We start from the raw sequence: 22,265 nt of genomic DNA, 5'->3' as shown, positions 1-22,265 counted from the left end.
TCAGCCCTTCATGGTGTCCAGGTCGGCGACGTCGATGGAGTCGCTGGTGCGGAACAGCGTCACCAGGATCGCCAGCCCGATGGCGGCTTCGGCGGCGGCCACCGTGAGTATGAAGAACACGAACACCTGACCGGCGACGTCGCCCATGAACGTCGAGAAGGCGATGAAGTTGAAATTCACCGCCAGCAGGATCAGCTCGATGGACATGAGCAGCACGATGGCGTTCTTCCGATTCAGGAAGATGCCGGCCATGCCCAGCGCAAACAGGATGGCCCCGAGGACCAGAAAGTCAGCCAACTCGATCATTGCGTCACCTGCCCGACTGTTCGTTGTTATCGCTGCCACGCGGGCCCAGGGAACGGGCCATGCGCAGGCGATCCTCCTTGCGCACCCGGACCTGTTTGGACACGTCCTGGTGCTTGACGCCCTCACGGCGGCGCAGGGTCAGCATAATGGAGGCGATGATCGCCACCAGCAGGATGACTGCGGCCAGCTCGAAGGGGTAGACATAGACGGTGTAGAGCACGCCGCCGATCACCGTGGTGTTACCGGTCTCCGCCGGATCCGGGATCGGATAGGTGGGATCCGGGAGCTCCCCCGGCGACAGGGCGCCGGTGGTCACCACCAGGATCATCTGGACGACGATAATGGCGGCGATGGGCAAGCCGATGGCCAGGTGGCGCGCGAACCCTTCACGCAGCCGCTCCAGGTTGATGTCCAGCATCATCACCACGAACAGGAACAGCACCATCACTGCGCCCACGTAGACCAGCACCAGCACGATGCCCAGGAACTCCGCCCCGGCGATGATCCATAGCGCGGCGCTATTGAAGAACGCCAGCACCAGGAACAGCGCCGCGTGCACCGGGTTGCGCGCGGTGATGACCATGGTCGCCGCGAAGATCAGGATCGCGGCGAATACGTAGAACAGTAGCTTTTCGATCACGCCTTATCGCTCCCAGGACTCGTTATCCGTCCACCGCTTCAGCGGAACGGCGCATCCATCGCCCGGTCTTGGGCAATCTGGTGTTCGTACTTGTCACCGATGGCCAGCAACTGGTCCTTGGTGATGATGTTCTCGCCCCGGTTCTCCATGTGGTATTCGAAGATGCGGGTCTCGACGATAGAGTCCACCGGGCAGGATTCCTCGCAGAATCCGCAGTAAATGCACTTGAACAGGTCGATGTCGTAGCGGGTGGTGCGCCGCGTGCCGTCCTCGCGCTGCTCGGAGTCGATGGTGATGGCCAGCGCCGGGCAGACCGCCTCGCAGAGTTTGCAGGCGATGCAGCGCTCCTCGCCGTTGGGGTAGCGGCGCAGGGCGTGCAGCCCCCGGAACCTGGGTGACTGCGGTGCGCTCTCCTCCGGGTACTGGATAGTGAGCTTACGCGCGAACAGGTGCCGCCCGGTGAGCTTCAGTCCCAGGAACAGCTCCCAGAGGAAGAATGTGCGGAAGAAATCGCGTACTGAAGTCATGGCGACACCCAATCAGTCGAACCAGGGCCCGAAGCCCGTGAGGACCATCGCGGCGACAACGAAAATCCAGACCACGGTGACCGGAATCAGGACCTTCCAGCCCAGACGCATGATCTGGTCGTACCGGTAGGCCGGGAAGGTCGCCCGGAATGCCAGGTACAGGTACAGGAAGAAGGCAATCTTGAGCACGAACCAGATGAGCTCCGGCACCCAGGCGAACAGCGGACCCAGCAGGGGAATGCCCTCGAAGGGTGAATACCAGCCACCGAAGAACAGGATCACCGCAAGCCCGGAGATCAGGATCATGTTGGCGTACTCGGCCAGGAAGAACACGGCGAAGGCCACGCCGGAGTACTCCACCTGGTAGCCGCTGACGATCTCGTGCTCACCTTCGGCGGTATCGAAGGGCGCGCGGTGCGTCTCGGCAACGCCGGAAATCCAGTAAACCACGAATAGCGGCAGCAGCGGCAGCCAGAACCAGTGCCAGAACGGCCCGCTCTGGGACTGCACGATACCGGACATGTTCAGCGTGCCGGCAGCCATGAGCACGCCCACCAGGGCAAAGCCCAGGGCGATTTCGTAGGCAACGATCTGCGCCGCGGCGCGCATGGAGCCAAGCATGGCGTACTTGGAGTTGGACGCCCAGCCGGCAATGATGACCCCGTAGACACCCAGGGACGTCATGGCCAGCACGTACAGCAACCCGGCGTTGATGTCCGACAGCACCAGCCCTTCGCCGAATGGAATCACTGCCCAGGCGGCCAGAGCCGGCATCAGCGACATCAGCGGCGCGATCAGGAACAGGAAGCGGTTAGCGTTGGCCGGCAGCAGGACTTCCTTGAACAGCAGCTTGAACACATCCGCGAACGGCTGCAGCAGACCATAGGGGCCGACACGGTTGGGGCCGTTGCGCAGCTGCATCCAGCCAATGACCTTGCGCTCGGCCAGCGTGAGGTACGCCACGGCAATGATCAGCGGCCCCACGATCAGGATGATCTTGAACAGATTCCAGATGATTTCCGTCAATATCGCCATGGGCTTGTCAGTCCCCTGCAATGCCAGCGCCCGGGGTGCCACCGGCGCTTGTGCCCCGGACCGCCCGTACCCCGGGGCGGTCGGGTTTCATTGATTGTCTCGGCGCCGCCGCGTCAGGCGCGCGCCACTGTGACGTTGCCGAACATGGGCCCGAGCCCGGCCGCTGCCGGCAACCCGGTGTGCAGCCAGACAGTCCCGTCGGCAAGCCCGTCGTCGATCAGTAGCGGCAGAGTTGCCGCGCCGCCCCCCTGCTCCACACGCACCTGATCGGCGTCGGCGACACCCAGCTTCTCGGCGGTGCCCCGGTTCAGCCGCACCTTGGCGCTGTCTGCAGCGTGGCTGGTCCGTTGCAGTGCATCCGCGCGGCGCACCAGGGCGTCGCCACCATAGATCGGTACCAGGCCGACCCGCACCAGCTCACCTTCCACGGCCGGGCGGTCATCCCCGGGAGCGAGCCAGCCCAGGCGCCCGGTGGCGGCCGCATCACCACAGCGGTCGGTGATTTCCGCGGTGATGGCGTCCGGCGCATCATACGCGAAACCATCCAGTTCGAGGACGTTGCCGAGCACCCGCAGCACTTTCCACGCCGGCCGCGCCTCGCCCGCCGGCTGGGCCACTCCGGGAAAGCTCTGCCAGCGGCCCTCGGCGTTGACGTACGTGCCGTGGGTCTCACCGAAGCTGCCCACCGGCAGCAGGACGCTGGCGTACTCGCGCATGGTGTCGGTGACAAACGGGGTCAGGCAGACCACGCTGCGGGCCTGCTTCAGAGCCGCCAGGGCGGCAGCGCCATCCCAGCAGTCGTGTTCGGGCTCGACCCCCACCAGCAGGTACGCCTGCCGGGGCTCCGCGAGCATGTCGGCCACCGTGCGGCCAGGTTTGTCCTCGGCGGCACCGCCGACCCGGCGATGCGGGACTGCGCCGGCAAGCCAGGCACCGGCCTGGTTGGCACCGTCGGTGAGAATGCCCACCCGGCAGTCAGCGAGTTCGGCGATCAGGCCGGCCAGCAGGCGCAGGTCCGCCGCCCGGGGGTGGGCCTGCGCCCCCTGCCCCAGCAACACGGCGGCGCGGGCCGTTTCCTTCAGGCGGCCGGCCATGGTGCGGTGGATGTCGGTGACCTTCTGCTTGCCCAGCAGGTTATTGAAGCCGTTGGGCGCCTTCTTGCCGGCATCCTCCAGCAGCGCCTTTGCCACGCCGGCGAACTCGGCGACCATGGCGGCCGGGCTCACCACATGTTCGGCGGCCAGATCGAAATTCGACGCCTGGGCACGGTAGTTCAGCGACATCACTGCGCCACCGCGCAGCGCCGCCTTGCGCAGGCGATGGTTAATGATGGGCTGATCCCAGCGGGGCTCGCTGCCCACCAGCAGCGCAGCCTCGAGGCTCTCCAGCGCCTCGATCTCGATCCCCAGGGCCGGGAATGCGCCCATGCGGTCCTGATCGCTGAAGTCGCTCTCGCGCAGGCGCGCATCGATGTTGCGGGAATACAGTCCGCGAGTGAGCTGCCCGGCCAGGTACATCTCCTCCAACGTGGCGTTGGGGGAGACCAGCGTACCCAGGGCATCGCCGCCCTCGCGGGTGGACACGCCCTTGAGATGCTCGCCAGCGGCCTCAAGGGCGGTCTCCCAGTCCACCTCGCGCCACTCGCCGCCGGTGTCACGCACCATGGGGACTTCCAGGCGATCCGGGCTCTTCACGCCCTCGTAGGCGAAGCGGTCGCGGTCGGCGATCCAGCACTCGTTGACGGATTCATTTTCCCGCGGCACCACGCGCTTGACGGCCCCGCGCACATGGTGGAGCTGCAGATTCGAGCCGACACAGTCGTGGGGCGACACCGCCGGGTGGCTCAGCATCTCCCAGGCGCGCGCGCTGAAACGGTAGGGTTTGGAGGTGAGCGCACCCACAGGGCAGAGGTCGATGATGTTGCCCGACATCTCCGAGTGCACCCCAGCCTCAACGAAGGTACCGATTTCCGTGTGCTCGCCGCGGCCCATGCCGCCCAGCTCGCGGAAGCCGGCGACTTCATCCAGGAAGCGCACGCAGCGGGTGCAGTGGATGCAGCGCGTCATCTCGGTCTCGATGAGCGGACCGAGATCCTCGTCCTCCACCACGCGCTTGCGCTCGGTGAAGCGCGAGACGCCGCGCCCGTAGCCCAGCGCCAGATCCTGCAGCTCGCACTCGCCGCCCTGATCGCAGATGGGGCAGTCCAGCGGATGGTTGATCAGCAGGAACTCCATCACGCCCTTCTGCGCCTTCAGCGCACGCTCGGAGCGGGTGCGCACTTTCATGCCGTCGGCGACGGGTGTCGCACACGCCGGCAGGGGCTTGGGCGCCTTTTCCACGTCCACCAGGCACATGCGGCAGTTGGCCACCACCGACAGCTTGCGGTGGTAGCAGAACCGCGGCACATGGATGTCCGCGTTGTCGGTGGCCTCGATGAGCATGGACCCCTTTGGCGCTTCCAGCTCGACGCCGTCCACCTCGATGGTGACCATGTCCGGGTTGTTCGCTTCAGCCTTGTCTGTCATGCGGCAGCCCCTGGGGAATCATCAACGATGGACCGCTTGTGCTCGATGTAGTACTCGAACTCGTGCCGGAAGTGCTTGAGGAACCCCTGCACCGGCCAGGCAGCGGCCTCGCCGAAGGCGCAGATCGTGTGCCCCGCGATCTGTCCGGCGGCGGCCTCCAGCAGATCCAGGTCTTCCGGCCGGCCCTCGCCATTCACGATGCGTCTCAGCACCCGGTACATCCAGCCCGTACCCTCGCGGCAGGGTGTGCACTGGCCGCAGGACTCGGCGTAATAAAAGCGGGAGATGCGGCAGATGGCCTTGACCATGTCCGTGGTCTCGTCCATGACCATGACACCGCCAGAGCCAAGGCCGGAGCCAGCCTGGGCGATGCTGTCGTAGTCCATGGTCAGATCCATCATGGTGTCACCGGGGATCACCGGCATGGAGGACCCACCCGGGATCACGGCCTTGAGCTTGCGCCCACCGCGCACACCGCCGGCCATCTCCAGGAGTTCACTGAACGGGGTCCCCAGCGGGATCTCGAAGTTGCCCGGTTTCTCGACGTGCCCGGAGACACAGAAGATCTTGGTGCCACCGTTGTTCGGCTTGCCCTTCTCCAGGAACCAGTCGGGACCATTGCGCATGATGGCGGGCACCGACGCCAGCGTCTCGGTGTTGTTGATGGTGGTGGGCTTGCCATAGAGACCCACCTGCGCCGGGAACGGCGGCTTGTAGCGCGGCTGCCCCTTCTTGCCCTCCAGGGACTCCATCAGCGCACTCTCTTCACCGCAGATGTAGGCGCCGGCGCCATAGTAATTGTAGAGGTCGAAATCCACGCCGGAGCCGAGGATGTTCTTGCCCAGCAGCCCTTCGGCATAGGCCTCCTTCACGGCCTGCTCCATGCGCTCGAAGGGCTCGTGATGGAACTCGCCGCGGAGGTAGTTGTAACCCACGGTGGCGCCCATGGAATAGGCGGCGATGGCCATGCCCTCCACCAGCGCATGCGGGTTGTAGCGCAGGATGTCGCGGTCCTTGCAGGTGCCCGGCTCGGATTCGTCGGAATTGCACAGCAGGTACTTCTGCACCGGCGCCTTGCGGGGCATGAAGCTCCACTTCACCCCGGCCGGAAAACCGGCGCCACCACGGCCGCGCAACGAGGCCTTTTTCATGGTCTCGATGATGTCCTCCGGCGGCGTTTGCTCGCTCAGGACCTTGCGCCAGGCCTCATACCCACCGAGCTTGCGGTAGGTCTCCAGGCTCCAGGGCTCATCAAAGGACAGCGTCTGATAACAGACCTCGTTGACCATGGGTCACTCCAGATTATCGAGGATTTCGTCGACCTTCTCGGGCGTGAGGTGCGTGTGATAGTGGCCGTCCACTACCATCATCGGCCCCCCGACGCAGCCGGCCAGGCACTCCTCTTCCACCTTCAGGGTGATGCGTTTGTCGTCCGTGGTCTCACCGAGCTTGATGCCGAGCCGCTTCTCGCAATGGGCCACGATCTCGTCGGAGCCCATGAGCATGCAGGCGATGTTGGTGCAGATGTTCACCTTGTGCCGGCCCACCGGGGCGGTGTCGAACATGCTGTAGAAGGTCGCCACTTCATAGACGGCCACCGGCGGAATGCCGATGTACTCGGCCACCGCGTCCATCAGTTCGTCGGTGAGATAGCCACCATTGCCGTCCTGGGCAATGTGCAGGGCCGGAATCACGGCCGACTTCTTGCCCTCGTCCGGGAACTTGGCCAGCCAGTGGTCGATCTGCTCGCGCTGCTCCCGGGTGAGCACGCGGTCACTCAGGCGTTGCTCGTTCAACGGTCGATCTCCCCGAATACAATGTCCATGGTGCCAATCAGCGCCACCACGTCCGCCAGCATGTGGCCACTGGCCATTTCGTCCATGGCTGCGAGATGCGCGAAGCCGGGCGCGCGCACCTTCACGCGGTAGGGTTTGTTGGCACCGTCGGACACCATGTAAACCCCGAACTCGCCCTTGGGCGCCTCCACCGCGGCGTAGGCCTCGCCTTCCGGCACACTGTAGCCCTCGGTGAAGAGCTTGAAGTGGTGGATGAGGGACTCCATGTCGTCCTTCATCTCTTCCCGGGTGGGCGGTGCGATCTTGTGATCGTCGAGCATCACGGGACCCGGATTCTGCCGCAGCCAGTCGACGCACTGCTTGATGATCCGGGTGGACTGGCGCATCTCCTCGACCCGCACCACGTAGCGATCGTAGCAGTCACCGTTGGTGCCGATGGGCACGTCGAAATCGAGCCGGTCGTAGACGGCGTAGGGCTGCGTCTTGCGCAGGTCCCATTCAACGCCGGAGCCGCGCAGCATGGGGCCGGTGAAACCCAGCTGCAGCGCGCGTTCGGCGGACACCTGGCCGATCCCCACCAGCCGCTGCTTCCAGATGCGGTTGTCCGTGAGCAGGGTCTCGTACTCGTCGATGGAGCTGGGAAAGCGCTCACAGAAGGAGTCAATGAAATCGAGCATGGACCCCTGCCGGTCCTTGTTGAGCCACTCCAGGTCCTTCTCGCTGCGGAAACGGGAGGCCTCGAACTGCGGCATGCGCTCGGGCAAATCACGGTACACGCCGCCCGGGCGGTAGTAGGTCGCGTGCATGCGCGTCCCGGAGACGGCCTCGTAGAGGTCCATGAGCAGTTCGCGCTCGCGGAAGCAGTACAGGAACATGGTCATGGCACCCACATCCAGGCTGTGCGTGCCGAGCCACATGAGGTGATTGAGCAGACGGGTGATCTCGTCGAACATCACCCGGATGTACTGCGCCCGCAGCGGCGGCTCCACACCCAGGAGCTTCTCGATGGCCATGACGTAACCGTGCTCGTTGCACATCATGGACACGTAATCGAGCCGGTCCATGTAACCGATGCTCTGGTTGTAGGGCTTGCTCTCGGCGAGCTTCTCGGTGGCCCGGTGCAGCAGCCCGATGTGCGGGTCCGCGCGGCGGATGACCTCACCCTCCATCTCCAGCACCATGCGCAGTACGCCGTGGGCGGCCGGATGCTGGGGGCCGAAGTTCATGGTGTAGGACTGGATATCAGCCATTGCTGGCGTCCTCCTGGGCGTCCGGCTCGGCGTAGCGGTTATCCTCGCGGATGACGCGCGGCACCAGTACACGCGGCTGGATGGAGACGGGCTCGTAGACCACGCGGCCCTTCTCCTCGTTGTAGCGCACCTCGACGTTGCCGATCAGCGGGAAATCCTTGCGGAACGGGTGGCCGACAAAGCCGTAGTCGGTGAGGATGCGGCGCAGATCCGGGTGGCCATCGAAGATGATGCCGTAGAGATCGAAGGTCTCGCGCTCGAACCAGTTGGCCCCAGCCCAGACGCTGACCACGGAGTCGATCACCGGGAAGTCGTCATTGTCGCAGAACACCCGCACCCGCAACCGCTCGTTACGGCTCACGGACAAGAGGTGGTAGACGGCGGCAAAGCGCCGGCCGGTGTTGGTGGTCACCGGCTCCAGACCGTAGACCCCGGTCAGGCCGAGGCGGGCGAACTGGTTGCCGCGCACGCCACGGGAGAAACCGGCCCCGGAGGCGTCCTCGGTGATCCACTCATCCTGCTTCCAGGCGGCGTAGTCCACGCCGCAGACGTCGATGAGCTGCTCGAAACGGAAGTCGTCCCGCAGGGACAGCATCACCCGGTAGAGGTCCGACTGCGCCACCTCGATGGTGAGATCCCCGACGTGGACCTGCCAGTTCTGCAGTGTCTCCCCGAACGCCTGCTGCAGGCGTTCCGCAAGTGCGTGTTGCGCTTCGGCCATGAGCTGAGCTCTCTGCTTTAACGGGCGATGGTGTTGGTGCGGTGGATCTTGTTCTGCAACTGAACAATGCCGTAGAGCAGCGCTTCCGCCGTGGGCGGACAGCCCGGCACGTAGATATCCACGGGCACAATCCGGTCACAGCCCCGCGTCACCGCGTAGGAATAATGATAGTAGCCGCCGCCGTTGGCGCAGGAGCCCATGGAGATGACCCACTTGGGGTCCGCCATCTGGTCGTAGACCTTGCGCAGTGCCGGCGCCATCTTGTTGCACAGGGTGCCGGCAACGATCATGACATCGGACTGCCGGGGACTGGGACGGAAAATCACGCCCAGTCGGTCCATGTCATAGCGGGCAGCCCCGCAATGCATCATTTCCACCGCACAGCAGGCAAGACCGAAGGTCATGGGCCACATGGAACCTGTGCGGGCCCAGTTGATGAGCTTGTCCGCCGAGGTGGTGACATAGCCCTTTTCGAGAACGCCCTCTACTCCCATTCCAGGGCCCCCTTCTTCCACTCGTAGAGAAAACCGATCAGCAGGATGAACAGGAACAGCCCCATGGCCGCCACACCGAACAGACCGATGTCTTCAAGCACGATGGCCCAGGGGAAGAGAAACGCGATTTCCAGATCGAAGATAATGAACAGCAGGGCCACGAGGTAGTAACGCACGTCGAAGCGCATGCGCGTGTCCTCGAAAGCCTCGAAGCCGCACTCGTAGGGAGAGAGCTTCTCGTCGTTGGGGCGTTGCGGCCCGAGAACGAAACCGGCCACGACCAGAACGGCACCAAGACCGAGGCCGACAATAATGAAAAGAAGAATCGGAACGAATTCTGCAAGCATGTGCCGGTTTCCTTGCGCACCCGGGGGACGTCAGCGTGACACCGCACACACGCCCACCCCGCCACCGCGGTTTCGAAATACCGCGCGCAGTGTAGAGCAGCGCGCAGCGCACTGTCAACTTACAACTAACTGATTATAAAGGGAAAATATGGGATCGGGCCCGGTCGGAACCGGGCTCCGGAGATCTGGTGCGGATGGCCGGACTCGAACCGGCACGGCTTGCGCCACTGCCCCCTCAAGACAGCGTGTCTACCAGTTCCACCACATCCGCTGAAAGGGACCGGAAGCGTATCAGAATCCGGGCCGGGGACCAAGTGACCCGGGCCTGAACCTGATCACTCCTCCGGCGGGGCGGCGGGGGCGTCACCATCCGGCGCCTCGGGCGCGTCGGGTTCGTCGTCGGCGGGCATCTCCTCTTCCACCGCCGGTGCAGGCTCGTCGCCGGCGCGGTCCACCACACTGCCGGGGCCGGCATCCCGCGCCGCCAGCATCGCCAGAGTCAGGCTGGTGAGGAAGAAGCCCGTGGCCAGCATGCCGGTCACCCGGGAAAGGAATGACGCCGAGCCGCGTGCGCCGAACACCGTTGCCGACGCGCCACTACCGAAAGCCGCACCGGCGTCGGCGCCCTTGCCCTGCTGCAGCAGGACCAGCACCACCAGCGCCACGGCGATGGCCACGTGAAAAATCAGGATAATCTGTGCCATGCAACCCTCTGGAAACTCTACGAAACGCGCGCCTCGCGGGCCCGCGCAATGATACCGAGAAAATCGTCAGCCTTGAGCGAAGCGCCACCCACAAGGGCGCCATCAATGTCCGGCTGTGCAAACAGTTCAGCGGCGGAATCCGGCTTGACGCTGCCGCCGTAGAGCAACCGCACCGCCGTGGCGCTGACCCCGTGATGAGCCAACCGCGCCCGGATGAATGCGTGCATCCCCTGCGCCTGCTCCGGCGACGCACTCACGCCCGTACCGATAGCCCATACGGGCTCATAGGCAACGACGGCATCCGCCAGCGCCTCTCTGCCGGCGACGTCGGCCACCGCATCGATCTGCGCAGCCACCACCGTCTCCGTCGCCCCGCTTTCGCGCTCCTGCAGGGTCTCACCCACGCACAGGATCGGGGTGACACCGTGGCGTTGCGCCGCAGCGAAGCGCGCCGCCACCAGGGCATCACTCTCGCCGTACAGGGAGCGCCGCTCGGAGTGCCCCACCAGTGCGTGGGTGCAGCCGAAGTCGGTCAGCATATCCGCGGCGATCTCACCGGTGAATGCGCCCTGTTCCTGGTCCGCCACGTTCTGGGCGCCGACCCTGACGGGGCCGCCGTCAAGCTGTCGTACGGCATCCGGGATGTAAATGGCGGGCGGCAGCACCATGACATCCACGCCATCCGTCCCGTCCAGACCGTCCCGCAGCGCGGTCAGGAGCGCGCGCACCGTGCCCCGGGAGCCATGCATCTTCCAGTTACCGGCAATCAGAGGGCGTCGCATCAGGGTCGCTCCGCGAGGAGAAAACAGCCGGGGATCATAGCCGACAGGCCAAGGCCTTGTCACGTCAAAGTATTCCGGCGCTGCCTGGACAAGCCCCCCGATCAGCGCAGGGCGCGTTCCACTGCTGCGGCGAGCCGCTGGCTGAAGTGCTCCACCAGATCCCGCTCCTGGCCCTCGACCATGACCCGGATCACCGGCTCGGTCCCGGAGGGCCGCAGTAGCACCCGGCCGCGACCGTCCAGCTCCCGCTCCACCGCCGCGACATCGCCGTCCAGCGCCCGCAGATCGCCGTCGGAGGCGCGGCGTGCCACCGGGACATTGATCATGTGCTGGGGGTACTTGCGCATGCCGGCGCGCAATTCCGTCAAAGGCAGCCCGGTTCGCACCATGCGTTCGAGCACCTGTAGCGCGGAGACGATGCCGTCACCCGTGGTGGTGCGGTCCAGGCAGACCACGTGACCGGAGGATTCGCCGCCGATGAGCCCGCTTTCCCGGCGCAGCAGCTCGAGGACATAGCGGTCGCCGACCTTGGCGCGGAGAAAACCGATGCCGTCCCGCTCCAGGGCGTGCTCCAGGCCGAGATTGCTCATGAGTGTGCCCACCACCGGCCCCTGCAAGCGCCCGGCGGCCTGCCGGGCACTGGCGATGATGTAGAGCACCTCGTCGCCATCCACCAGATCGCCGTCGGCATCGCACATGATCACCCGATCGCCATCACCATCGAAGGCGACACCGGCATCCGCGCCGGTCCGCCGCACCGCGTCCTGCATGGCGTCCGGGTGCGTTGACCCGCACTCGACATTGATGTTGAGCCCGTCGGGCTCATCGCCCAGCGTCACCACTTCCGCGCCCAGTTCACGGAAGACCTCGGGCCCCACCTGGTAAGTGGCACCGTTGGCGCAATCCACCACCAGCTTCAAACCCTGGAGGCGCACATCCCGACCGATGGTGCTCTTGCAGAACTCGATGTAGCGCCCCGGCGCGTCGTTCAGGCGGGTCACCTTGCCCAGTTCCGCCGACGCCACGGTGGTCAGGGGCTGCTCGATGATGTCTTCGATGGCAGCTTCGGCGGCATCGTCCAGCTTCTCCCCCTCTTCGGAGAAGAACTTGATGCCGTTGTCCTCGTGAGGGTTGTGCGAGGCGCTGATGACAATGCCGGCACCGGCACGCAGGGTCGATGTCAGGTAGGCGATGGCTGGCGTCGGCATCGGGCCGAGCAGGCGAATGTCGGCGCCCGCCGCGGAAAGCCCCGCCTCCAGCGCGGACTCGAACATGTACCCGGAAATCCGCGTGTCCTTGCCGATGAGTACAAGTCGCCGGTCCCGCTGGGCCAGCACCTGCCCGAGGGCCCAGCCCAGCTTGAGCATGAAGTCGGGCGTAATGGGCGTCTCACCGACCCGTCCACGAATGCCGTCGGTGCCAAAATATCTGCGTGTCATTATCCCCGATCCCTTCCCGTGCCTGCGCCGAGTGCACGCGCACTCCGCCGCGACATTATCGCTCCCGAATCTGCTCCGGCGCCAACGCCGCGGCCACCACCGACATGGCATCCACGGTGGCGGCAACATCATGGACACGAATGATCCGCGCGCCCAGCCAGGCGGCAATCGTCGCCGCGGCGGTGCCCGCCGCCAGCCGCTCATGCACCGGCCGGTCCACGAGCTTCCCCAGCATGGACTTGCGGGACATGCCCGCCAGCAGGGGCAGCCCGAGTGCGTGGAGCGCGTCGAGCCGGCCCAGGAGTTCGTAGTTATGCGCCAGTGTCTTGCCGAAACCGAATCCCGGGTCCAGCACGAGACGCTGCCGCGGAATACCCGCCGCCTCGCAGACCGCAACGCGCTCGGCGAGGAAATCGCGCACATCCGTGACCACGTTGTCGTACACCGGGTTGCGCTGCATGGTCCGCGGCTCGCCCTGCATGTGCATCAGACACACCGGCAGGCCGGTGGCAGCCGCCGCCTCGGGGGCACCCGGCCGCCGCAACGCCATGACGTCATTGATCATGCCGGCGCCAGCGTCGGCGGCGGCCTCCATGACCTCGGGCTTGGTGGTATCCACGGACACCGGCACGTCCAGTTCGGTGGCCAGCAGGCCGAGTACTGGCAGGATCCGGTGCAGCTCTTCTTCCACCGGCACTTCCTCGGCTCCCGGGCGAGTGGATTCGCCGCCGATGTCGATGATGTCCGCCCCTGCCGCCACCAGTTCCTGCGCCCGCTCCAGGGCGGTGTCCGGCGCAAAGAAATCACCCCCGTCCGAAAAGGAATCGGGGGTGATATTGAGCACACCCATGACCCGGGGCCGGTCCAGCGTCAGCTGCCGGCCAGCCAGGTCGAGGACGGGCGCCTGCGCGCGCGTCATGGGCTCACCTCGTCGCCGTCAGTGCTCGCCGGCCGGATCGCCGATCCGGCCACCTTCTGGCTCGTCGCCGTCGCCGGTTTCACCAACGTCAGCGCCGGCCTCGGAGCCACCGGAGGAGCCTCCTCCACGCTCGTCCTGCCAACCCCGGGGCGGGCCCACCGGTCGGCCGTTCATGATGTCGTCGATCTGCGCCTTGTCGATGGTCTCGTACTTCATCAAGGCATCCGACATGGTGTGCAGCTTGTCCATGTTGTCCTGGAGAATCTGCTTGGCCTTGTTGTAGTTGGAGTCGATGATGGAGCGGATCTCTTCATCGATGGCGTGGGCCGTCTCGTCGGAGACCTGCTTCTGCTTCTGCATGGCCTGACCGATGAACACCTCGCCGTCGTCCTCGTTGTAGGCCAGCGGCCCCATGCGCTCGGAGAGCCCCCACTTGGTGACCATGTTGCGGGCGATCTGCGTGGCCCGCTCGATGTCATTGGAGGCACCGGTGGTGACCCGCTCGTGGCCGAAGATCAGCTCCTCTGCCAGACGGCCGCCGAACAACGAGGTGATCATGCTGTTGAGGCGCTGCTTGGAGTAGCTGGTGCGATCTTCCTCGGGCAGGAACATGGTCACGCCCAGGGCGCGGCCGCGCGGAATGATCGTGACCTTGTGCACCGGGTCGTGCTCCGGCGTGATCAGACCGACGATGGCGTGCCCCGCCTCGTGGTAGGCGGTGAGCTTCTTGTCGTCCTCGCTCATGACCATGGAGCGCCGCTCGGCGCCCATCATGATCTTGTCCTTGGCCATCTCGAAGTCCTGCATATCGACTTCGCGCTTGTTGGCCCGGGCGGCGAACAGGGCCGCCTCGTTGGCCAGGTTGGCCAGGTCCGCGCCGGAGAAGCCCGGCGTACCGCGCGCCAGGATGAACGGATCCACGTCCCTGGTCAGCGGCAGCTTGCTCATGTGCACCTTGAGGATCTGCTCGCGGCCGCGCACGTCCGGCAGGGGCACGGTGACCTGCCGGTCGAAACGGCCCGGGCGCAGCAGTGCCGGGTCCAGGACGTCCGGGCGGTTGGTGGCGGCGATGACGATCACGCCCTCATTGCCCTCGAAGCCGTCCATTTCCACCAGCAGCTGGTTCAGGGTCTGTTCGCGCTCGTCGTGACCGCCGCCCATGCCAGCGCCACGCTGGCGCCCCACGGCGTCGATCTCGTCGATGAAGATGATGCACGGCGCGTGCTTCTTGGCCTGGGAGAACATGTCGCGCACCCGGGACGCGCCCACGCCCACGAACATCTCCACGAAATCCGACCCGGAGATGCTGAAGAACGGCACCTTGGCCTCGCCGGCGATGGCCCGCGCCAGCAGGGTCTTGCCGGTACCCGGTGAACCCACCATCAGCACGCCGCGGGGGATCTGACCACCCAGGCGCTGGAACTTGGAGGGGTCACGCAGGAAGTCCACCAGCTCGCCAACCTCCTCCTTGGCCTCTTCCACGCCGGCCACGTCGGCAAAGCCCACTTTGACCTGCTCCTCGGTCATCAGCTTGGCCTTGCTCTTGCCGAAGGACATGGCACCGCGGCCGCCACCGCCGCCCTGCATCTGGCGCATGAAGTAGATCCACACCGCGATCAGCAGCAGGAAGGGCGTCCAGGAGATGAGGATCTGCAGCAGCATGCTGCGGCCCTCGGCCTCCTCGCCCTCGATGCTGACACCATTGTCCAGCAGGGTGCCGATCAGGGCGCGATTGTCACTCTCCGGACTGAAGGTACGGAACTGCTCACCGCCCGTCGTCGTGCCCTCGATCTCCTGACCCTTGATGGTCACATCGCGCACGGCTCCCTGCTCCACTTGGGAGATGAAGTCGGAATAGCTGACCTTGTTCGTGGTGGTGGTCCGTTCCTGGAAATTACTGAACACGGACATCAACACGACCGCGATGATGACCCAGAGAATCAGGTTCTTGGCCATGTCGTTCAAGGTGATACACCTCGGCTGGTTAACTCCCCGGCGACCATGGACGGCGGAGAGGCTTGCGAAAAGAAATCTGAGCCGAACACTACTACAGGCGCGATTGCCGGGCCAACAAATACACTTCCCGGCTACGATCGCGCGATGCGTCCGGCTTGCGGGTGACCACGCGGCCAAAGCCGGCGCGCAGTTCACGCAGGAAGGCATCAAAGCCTTCCCCCTGAAAGGTCTTGACCAGAAAATCGCCGCCAGGTTTCAGATTTTCCCGGGCGAATTCCAGGGCCAGCTCTGCCAGATGCATGGCCCGTGGTTGATCCACGGCGTTCACACCGCTGAGATTGGGGGCCATGTCGGACATTACAAGGTCCGCCTGCCTGTCACCGACACTATCGCGCAGCAACTGCAGGCCCTCGTCGGTGGTGAAATCCGCCTGCAGCACCGTGACATCCACCAGGGCATCCATGGGCAGAATGTCCAGGGCCACCACCTGGCCTTTGCCGCCGAGGAGTTCCCCGGCCACCTGGGACCAGCCACCGGGCGCGGCACCCAGGTCCACCACCTGCATGCCCGGGCGCAGGATGTTGTCCTTCTTCTGGATCTCCAGCAGCTTGAAGGCCGCCCGCGAGCGGTAGCCACGCTTCTGCGCTTCCTTGACCCAGTTGTCGCTGAAGTGCTCCTGGAGCCAGCGACTGCTGCTCTTACTCCGTGCCATCGTCTCGCTCCGGATCACCACGGTGCCGTGCCGCGCGGTTCACTGCCCGCCGTGTGCGCCAGATCAACCAGCCGCAGGCCGCCACGGAGCCGCCCAGCAGCACCACGACCTCCCCCACCCGGGAGAGGTCCGTCGCCATCACCAGAAACCAGAGACAGCCCAGCACCAGCAGGACCACGGCCAGATCCATCTTCACCCCGGGGAGGACAATGCGATGAGAACTGCCGTCGGCCCGTGCTAGACTCTCGCTCCGCTTTTCCTCACCCATGGATCAATTCGCCGTCATGTCGCTGAAACAACAGCAGAAACGTCACCTGCGCCGCCTCGGCCACTCGCTCAAGCCGGTGGTGCTCACCGGCGCCGCCGGCCTGACCCCGAACGTGATGCACGAAATCGACCAGGCGCTGGACGATCACGAGCTGGTCAAGGTCAAGGTCGTCGCCGACGATCGTCCCGACCGCCGGGCGCGCATCCAGCAGATCTGCGACGAGACCGGCGCGGAGCTGGTGCAGGCCATGGGCAACATCGCCCTGCTGTTCCGCCGCTCGCGCATCGACAAGAAACAGCGCATCGCGTTGCCGTAGCGACCCGGCCCAACCCACCCACCGCCGACGCCCGGGCACACCATCGCGGGAGCCCCGCCCCCTGTGGGAGCGACGTGAGTCGCGATGCCCGGCGGACCGACAAATGCGCCGAGTCGGCGCCGACCTGTCGCGACTCACGTCGCTCCCACAGGGAGGGGGCGCTCCCACGCGGTGGAGCAGGGGCTCAGACGTAGGGTGCATCTTGATGCACCGCAATCGGCCTCAGACAAACCGCCTCAGGCAGCATGTCAGGAAAAGGTGCATCAAGATGCACCCTACGCCGATCCCACCAGGCCGACAGCCGTTCGGCGCGCCCTCAGCCCTCGTAGCGCACCTTCACGATTTCCAGCTCACGGGTGCCGCCGGGCGCTTCCACGGCGGCGATGTCACCCTCGTCCTTGCCGATCAGCGCGCGGGCGAAGGGCGACTGCACCGACAGCAGCCCCTGCTTGATATCCGCCTCGTCCTCGCCGACGATCCGGTACGTCAGCGCTTCCTCGGTATCCACGTCCACGAGATCCACCGTAGCACCGAAAATCACCCGACCGTTGTTGGGCATGCTGGTGACATCGATGATCTGGGCGTTGGACAGTTTGGCCTCGATGTCCTTGATCCGCCCCTCAGTGAAACTCTGCTGCTCGCGGGCGGCGTGGTACTCGGCATTCTCCTTGAGATCACCGTGTTCCCGCGCATCCGCAATGGCCTCGATGATGCGCGGGCGCTCCTCGTACTTGAGACGGTTAAGCTCTTCACGCAGCTTCTCGGCCCCACGAGCGGTCAATGGCACCTTGCTCATACGGTGGCCTCCTTGTGCAGGGACTGCAGGCGGTTGACGTCTTCCAGATCCAGCTGCGCCATAGCCAGCACGGTGGCCCGGGCACCAGCGATGGTGGTGGTGTAGCTCACCTTGTGGTGCAGCGCCTCGCGCCGGATCGAGTACGAGTCGGCAATCGCCTGCCGCCCCTCGGTGGTATTGATGATCAAGTTGATCTCGTCATTCTTGATGGCGTCGACGATATGCGGTCGGCCCTCGCGTACCTTGTTGATGACCTCGCAGGCCACGCCAGCCTCGTTGAGCACCTCGGCGGTGCCACTGGTCGCCACCAGGGTAAAGCCCCGCTCCCGCAGGCCGCGGCCCACCTCCACGGCGATGGCCTTATCCGTATCGCGGACACTGATAAAGACCTTCCCGCCCCGGGGCAGGTTCACTCCCGCGGCCAGCTGCGACTTGGCGTAGGCAGCACCGAAGTTGTGGCCGATGCCCATCACTTCGCCGGTGGATTTCATTTCCGGCCCGAGGATCGGATCCACCCCCGGGAACTTGATGAAGGGGAACACCGACTCCTTCACCGAGTAGAAGGTCGGCAGCACCTCGCGGGTGACACCCTGGTTCTGCAGGCTGCGGCCGGCCATGCAGCGCGCCGCCACCTTGGCCAGCGGAATGCCGGTGGCCTTGGACACGAAGGGCACGGTGCGAGCCGCACGGGGGTTCACTTCAAGAATATAGATGGCCTCGCCCTTGATGGCGAACTGGGCGTTCATCAGCCCCACAACGTTCAGCCCGCGGGCAAGCTGGCGCACCTGCTCCCGCAGCCGATCCTGGGTCGCCTGGGAGAGGGTGTACGGCGGCAACGAGCAGGCGGAATCACCGGAGTGCACGCCCGCCTGTTCAATGTGCTCCATGATGCCGCCGATGAGCACGTTTTCACCATCGGAGACGGCGTCCACGTCCACTTCCACAGCATCGTCCAGGAAACGGTCCAGCAGCACCGGCGAGTTATGGGAGACCTTCACCGCCGCATTCATGTACTGCTCCAGCTCCTCGGGACCGTAGACGATCTCCATGGCCCGGCCACCTAGGACATAGGAAGGCCGCACCACCAGCGGGTAGCCGATCTCCGCGGCGAGATCGAACGCCTCCCTGGCAGTGCGCGCCAGCCGATTCGGCGGCTGCTGGATGCCCAGGCGGTTGATGAGCTGCTGGAACCGCTCGCGGTCCTCGGCGAGGTCGATGGAGTCCGGCGCCGTGCCGATGATGGGCGCGCCGGCGGCTTCCAGATCCCGGGCCAGCTTCAGCGGCGTCTGCCCGCCATACTGCACGATCACGCCTTCGGGCTGCTCGGTGTGGATGACCTCGAGCACGTCCTCCAGGGTCAGCGGTTCGAAATAGAGCCGGTCGGAGGTGTCGTAGTCGGTGGAGACCGTCTCCGGGTTGCAGTTGACCATGATGGTCTCGTAGCCGTCCTCGCGCATGGCAAAGGCGGCGTGCACGCAGCAGTAGTCGAACTCGATGCCCTGGCCGATGCGGTTGGGTCCGCCGCCCAGCACCATGATCTTCTTCCGGTCGGAGGGATCCGACTCGCACTCCTCGTCGTAGCAGGAGTACATGTACGCCGTCGCGGTGGCGAACTCGGCGGCACAGGAGTCCACCCGCTTATACACCGGCCGCACGCCCAGTTCGTGGCGGCGGTTGCGGATGTCCGCCTCGCTGACACCCAGCAGCGTGGCCAGACGGCTGTCGGAGAAGCCGCGGCGCTTGAGCGCGAACAGCGTGTCCCGGTCCAGTGCCCGGAAGCCCGCCTCCACGGCCACGCGCTCACCGTGGACAATGTCCTCCATCTGCGCCAGGAACCACGGATCGATGGCGGTGAGTTCGTACACCTCCTGCACCGTGAATCCGGCACGGAAGGCGTCCCCCACGCAGAAGATACGCTCCGGCCGGGGCATCTTGAGCTCGTGGCGCAGGCGGGTGTTGATGTCTGACTGGTTCAGATCCAAGAACGCCTCCATGCCGTCCACCCCGGTCTCCAGGCTGCGCAACGCCTTCTGGAAGGATTCCTGGAACGTACGACCGATGGACATGGCCTCGCCCACGGACTTCATCTGCGTGGTCAGCGTGGCCTCCGCCTGGGGGAACTTCTCGAAGGTAAAGCGCGGCGCCTTGGTCACCACGTAGTCGATGGTCGGCTCGAAGGACGCCGGCGTGGCGCCGCCGGTAATCTCGTTGCGCAGCTCGTCCAGGGTGTAACCCACCGCCAGCTTGGCCGCCACCTTGGCAATGGGGAAGCCGGTGGCCTTGGAGGCCAGCGCTGAGGAACGCGACACCCGCGGGTTCATCTCGATGACCACCAGCCGCCCGTCCTGCGGGTTGATGGCGAACTGCACGTTGGAACCACCTGTCTCCACGCCGATCTCGCGCAGCACCGCCAGGGAGGCGTTGCGCATGATCTGGTATTCCTTGTCCGTGAGCGTCTGCGCCGGCGCCACGGTGATGGAGTCGCCGGTGTGCACGCCCATGGGATCCAGGTTCTCGATGGAGCACACGATAATGGAGTTGTCCGCCTTGTCGCGCACCACCTCCATCTCGAACTCCTTCCAGCCCAGCACCGACTCCTCGATGAGCAGTTCGTTGGTGGGCGAGAGATCAAGCCCGCGCTCGCAGATGCTGACGAATTCCTCGCGGTTATAAGCGATACCACCGCCGGAGCCGCCCAGGGTGAACGACGGCCGGATAATGGTGGGGAAGCCAATCCGGGCCTGAACCTCCAGGGCTTCCTCCATGGAGTGCGCCACCTCGGCGGTGGGCGTTTCCAGGCCGACGCGCGTCATGGCCTCGCGGAACAGGTGCCGGTCCTCGGCCATGTCGATGGCTTCCTTGGTAGCACCGATCATCTCCACGCCGTAGCGCTCCAGCACCCCATGACGGTCCAGATCCAGGGCGCAGTTCAGCGAGGTCTGCCCGCCCATGGTGGGCAGCACCACGTCCGGGCGTTCGGCGGCGATGATGCGCTCCACCACCGGCCACTGGATGGGCTCGATGTAGATGGCGTCCGCCGTCTCCGGGTCGGTCATGATGGTGGCCGGGTTGGAGTTCACCAGAATGACCCGGTAGCCCTCTTCCTTCAGGGCCTTGCACGCCTGAACGCCGGAGTAGTCGAACTCGCAGGCCTGGCCGATAACGATGGGACCGGCGCCGATGATCAGGATGCTCTGGATGTCGTTACGCTTGGGCATGGTTTCCTGCTCGTATGTCGCGGTGCGCGCTTGCGGACGATTCGGGCAAACGGGAGCCGATTCAGGCGCGGTATTCGCGGATCAGATCCACGAAGTGGGCAAACAGCGTGCGCACGTCGTGCGGCCCCGGGCTGGCCTCCGGGTGTCCCTGGAAGCTGAACGCCGGCTTGTCGGTGCGGTGAATCCCCTGCAGCGAGCCATCGAACAGCGAACGCTGGGTTGCCCGCACGTTGGCCGGCAGGCTTTCCTCGTCCACCGCAAAGCCGTGGTTCTGACTGGAGATCATCACCTGGCCGGAGTCCAGATCCTGCACCGGGTGGTTGGCACCGTGGTGACCGAACTTCATCTTCACCGAACGGGCGCCACTGGCCAGCCCCAGGAGCTGGTGCCCGAGGCAGATGCCGAAGCTCGGCACACCGGCCTCCACCAGGGTGCGGATGGCCTCGATGGCGTAATCGCAGGGCTCGGGATCACCGGGGCCGTTAGAGAAAAACACCCCGTCCGGCTCCATGGCCAGCACCTCCTCGGCGGGTGTCTTTGCCGGCACCACGGTAATCCGGCAGCCATGATCCACCAGCATGCGCAGGATGTTGCGCTTGATGCCGTAATCGTAGGCCACCACGTGCCAGGGCAGGTCGGCATCCGTGCGGTCACCGGCATCGGCGCGCCCCAGGGGCAATGTCCAGGAACCCTGGCGCCACTCGTAGCGCTCCTCCGTAGAGGCGGTCGCAGCAAGGTCCATGCCCTTGAGCCCGGGGAAGTCCCGCGCGGCCTGCACCGCCTGCTCCGGGTTCACATCGCCGGCCATGATGCAGCCGTCCTGGGCGCCCTTCTCGCGGAGAATACGCGTGAGCCTGCGGGTATCAATCCCCGCAATGGCCACCACGTTGCGGCTCTGGAGATAGCCGCTCAGATCCTCGGCGTTGCGCCAGCTGCTTGAGCGCAACGGCAGATCCCGGATGATCAGACCGGCCAGCTTGGGCCCGTCGGACTCCTCGTCCACCGGGTTGGTGCCGGTATTGCCGATATGGGGGTATGTCAGCGTCACCAGCTGACGACTGTAGGACGGGTCGGTACAGATCTCCTGGTACCCCGTCATGGCGGTGTTGAACACCACCTCCCCCACACTGGTGCCATCGACGCCGATGGCCTCACCGTGGAACAGGGTCCCGTCCTCAAGTGCAAGAATAGCTGGCCTGCTCAACTGCGCTTCTCCCGACTGTACCGGTGCCGAAGGCGGTGGCGAACACGGTTCGTGTGCGCGCAAAAACGGGAGGAATCAACCACGTGACCCCTCCCGCCATATTGATGCCGTATCGCCCGCCCGCGAAGTGCGCGGTATTCTACGCGACCGTAGTCAACGGTGTCCACGCGCCGGGCACGACACCTGCTCAACCACCCGGACCGTTGCCGCCCCGTATGCCTCCCGGTGGGGTTCGCCGCCCCATTGAGGACCGGATGAATGACTCGTCTTGACGCCGGACGGGTCCTGCGGCTTACTTGCCTGAGCATTG

22 protein-coding genes and 1 tRNA gene are annotated in these 22,265 nt (G+C 65.3%); 1 reads left to right on the top strand and 22 read right to left on the bottom strand.

Features of this window, described 5'->3' with window-relative positions; genetic code table 11:
- The 19 genes from nuoK to KU884_RS02895 all read right to left on the bottom strand — a co-directional run bounded on the left by nuoK (position 1) and on the right by KU884_RS02895 (position 16,421).
- On the bottom strand, positions 1-306 hold the full coding sequence (gene nuoK / locus KU884_RS02985) for an NADH-quinone oxidoreductase subunit NuoK (protein ID WP_167781228.1): 306 nt from the start codon (positions 304-306) through the stop codon (positions 1-3).
- 4 nt (positions 307-310) lie between these two features.
- Complete coding sequence (locus tag KU884_RS02980; RefSeq protein WP_167784088.1) at positions 311-943, bottom strand: NADH-quinone oxidoreductase subunit J; 633 nt, start codon at positions 941-943, stop codon at positions 311-313.
- A gap of 41 nt (positions 944-984) precedes the next feature.
- Positions 985-1,473: an NADH-quinone oxidoreductase subunit NuoI gene (gene nuoI, locus KU884_RS02975; protein WP_167781227.1), complete on the bottom strand. Its 489-nt coding sequence runs from the start codon at positions 1,471-1,473 to the stop codon at positions 985-987.
- Positions 1,474-1,485: 12 nt separating this feature from the next.
- Positions 1,486-2,508 carry an NADH-quinone oxidoreductase subunit NuoH gene (gene nuoH / locus KU884_RS02970; protein ID WP_167781226.1) on the bottom strand — a complete coding sequence of 341 codons (1,023 nt, stop codon included), beginning with the start codon at positions 2,506-2,508 and terminating at the stop codon, positions 1,486-1,488.
- Positions 2,509-2,621: 113 nt separating this feature from the next.
- A complete protein-coding gene (gene nuoG / locus KU884_RS02965) occupies positions 2,622-5,033 on the bottom strand; it encodes an NADH-quinone oxidoreductase subunit NuoG (protein ID WP_167781225.1) in 2,412 nt (803 codons plus the stop codon).
- Positions 5,030-6,322 carry an NADH-quinone oxidoreductase subunit NuoF gene (gene nuoF / locus KU884_RS02960; protein ID WP_167781224.1) on the bottom strand — a complete coding sequence of 431 codons (1,293 nt, stop codon included), beginning with the start codon at positions 6,320-6,322 and terminating at the stop codon, positions 5,030-5,032. Before nuoF ends, nuoG begins: the two co-directional genes overlap by 4 nt.
- A 3-nt stretch (positions 6,323-6,325) precedes the next feature.
- On the bottom strand, positions 6,326-6,829 hold the full coding sequence (nuoE, locus tag KU884_RS02955) for an NAD(P)H-dependent oxidoreductase subunit E (protein ID WP_167781223.1): 504 nt from the start codon (positions 6,827-6,829) through the stop codon (positions 6,326-6,328).
- Positions 6,826-8,079, bottom strand: coding sequence for an NADH-quinone oxidoreductase subunit D (locus KU884_RS02950; RefSeq protein ID WP_167781222.1), 1,254 nt, complete (start codon positions 8,077-8,079; stop codon positions 6,826-6,828). The genes nuoE and KU884_RS02950 overlap by 4 nt, the downstream gene beginning before the upstream one ends.
- A complete protein-coding gene (locus KU884_RS02945) occupies positions 8,072-8,800 on the bottom strand; it encodes an NADH-quinone oxidoreductase subunit C (RefSeq protein WP_167781221.1) in 729 nt (242 codons plus the stop codon). Before KU884_RS02945 ends, KU884_RS02950 begins: the two co-directional genes overlap by 8 nt.
- Before the next feature lie 17 nt (positions 8,801-8,817).
- A complete protein-coding gene (locus KU884_RS02940; protein ID WP_167781220.1) occupies positions 8,818-9,294 on the bottom strand; it encodes an NADH-quinone oxidoreductase subunit B family protein in 477 nt (158 codons plus the stop codon).
- Entirely contained in the window at positions 9,285-9,641 is a 357-nt protein-coding gene (locus KU884_RS02935; protein WP_167781219.1) for an NADH-quinone oxidoreductase subunit A, read from the bottom strand. Before KU884_RS02935 ends, KU884_RS02940 begins: the two co-directional genes overlap by 10 nt.
- 186 nt (positions 9,642-9,827) lie before the next feature.
- A tRNA-Leu gene (locus KU884_RS02930) sits at positions 9,828-9,912 on the bottom strand.
- A 64-nt stretch (positions 9,913-9,976) separates the two neighbouring features.
- A complete protein-coding gene (gene secG / locus KU884_RS02925) occupies positions 9,977-10,345 on the bottom strand; it encodes a preprotein translocase subunit SecG (RefSeq protein WP_167781218.1) in 369 nt (122 codons plus the stop codon).
- A gap of 17 nt (positions 10,346-10,362) precedes the next feature.
- Complete coding sequence (tpiA, locus tag KU884_RS02920; protein WP_167781217.1) at positions 10,363-11,127, bottom strand: triose-phosphate isomerase; 765 nt, start codon at positions 11,125-11,127, stop codon at positions 10,363-10,365.
- Between the two features lie 101 nt (positions 11,128-11,228).
- Positions 11,229-12,566 carry a phosphoglucosamine mutase gene (gene glmM / locus KU884_RS02915; RefSeq protein WP_167781216.1) on the bottom strand — a complete coding sequence of 446 codons (1,338 nt, stop codon included), beginning with the start codon at positions 12,564-12,566 and terminating at the stop codon, positions 11,229-11,231.
- A gap of 55 nt (positions 12,567-12,621) precedes the next feature.
- Positions 12,622-13,485, bottom strand: coding sequence for a dihydropteroate synthase (gene folP / locus KU884_RS02910; protein ID WP_167781215.1), 864 nt, complete (start codon positions 13,483-13,485; stop codon positions 12,622-12,624).
- Positions 13,486-13,503: 18 nt separating this feature from the next.
- Positions 13,504-15,450: an ATP-dependent zinc metalloprotease FtsH gene (gene ftsH, locus KU884_RS02905; RefSeq protein ID WP_167781214.1), complete on the bottom strand. Its 1,947-nt coding sequence runs from the start codon at positions 15,448-15,450 to the stop codon at positions 13,504-13,506.
- Between the two features lie 82 nt (positions 15,451-15,532).
- Complete coding sequence (gene rlmE, locus KU884_RS02900) at positions 15,533-16,153, bottom strand: 23S rRNA (uridine(2552)-2'-O)-methyltransferase RlmE (RefSeq protein ID WP_167781213.1); 621 nt, start codon at positions 16,151-16,153, stop codon at positions 15,533-15,535.
- On the bottom strand, positions 16,140-16,421 hold the full coding sequence (locus KU884_RS02895) for a hypothetical protein (RefSeq protein ID WP_167781212.1): 282 nt from the start codon (positions 16,419-16,421) through the stop codon (positions 16,140-16,142). The genes rlmE and KU884_RS02895 overlap by 14 nt, the downstream gene beginning before the upstream one ends.
- A gap of 16 nt (positions 16,422-16,437) precedes the next feature.
- Between KU884_RS02895 and yhbY the strand changes: the two genes are divergently transcribed.
- Positions 16,438-16,737 (top strand): ribosome assembly RNA-binding protein YhbY, encoded by a 300-nt coding sequence (yhbY, locus tag KU884_RS02890; RefSeq protein ID WP_167781211.1) that lies wholly within the window; start codon positions 16,438-16,440, stop codon positions 16,735-16,737.
- A 316-nt stretch (positions 16,738-17,053) separates the two neighbouring features.
- Here yhbY and greA read toward each other — a convergent pair whose 3' ends face one another.
- The 3 genes from greA to carA form a co-directional block, all read right to left on the bottom strand.
- Positions 17,054-17,533: a transcription elongation factor GreA gene (gene greA, locus KU884_RS02885; RefSeq protein WP_167781210.1), complete on the bottom strand. Its 480-nt coding sequence runs from the start codon at positions 17,531-17,533 to the stop codon at positions 17,054-17,056.
- Positions 17,530-20,751 (bottom strand): carbamoyl-phosphate synthase large subunit, encoded by a 3,222-nt coding sequence (gene carB / locus KU884_RS02880; protein ID WP_167781209.1) that lies wholly within the window; start codon positions 20,749-20,751, stop codon positions 17,530-17,532. Before carB ends, greA begins: the two co-directional genes overlap by 4 nt.
- A gap of 61 nt (positions 20,752-20,812) precedes the next feature.
- Positions 20,813-21,955, bottom strand: a complete 1,143-nt coding sequence (gene carA / locus KU884_RS02875; RefSeq protein ID WP_167781208.1) for a glutamine-hydrolyzing carbamoyl-phosphate synthase small subunit — start codon at positions 21,953-21,955, stop codon at positions 20,813-20,815.
- Positions 21,956-22,265: the final 310 nt, after the last annotated feature.

Source organism: Aquisalimonas sp. 2447, from assembly GCF_012044895.1.
Lineage (GTDB): Bacteria > Pseudomonadota > Gammaproteobacteria > Nitrococcales > Aquisalimonadaceae > Aquisalimonas.
This window is presented reverse-complemented; position numbering and strand designations above follow the sequence as displayed.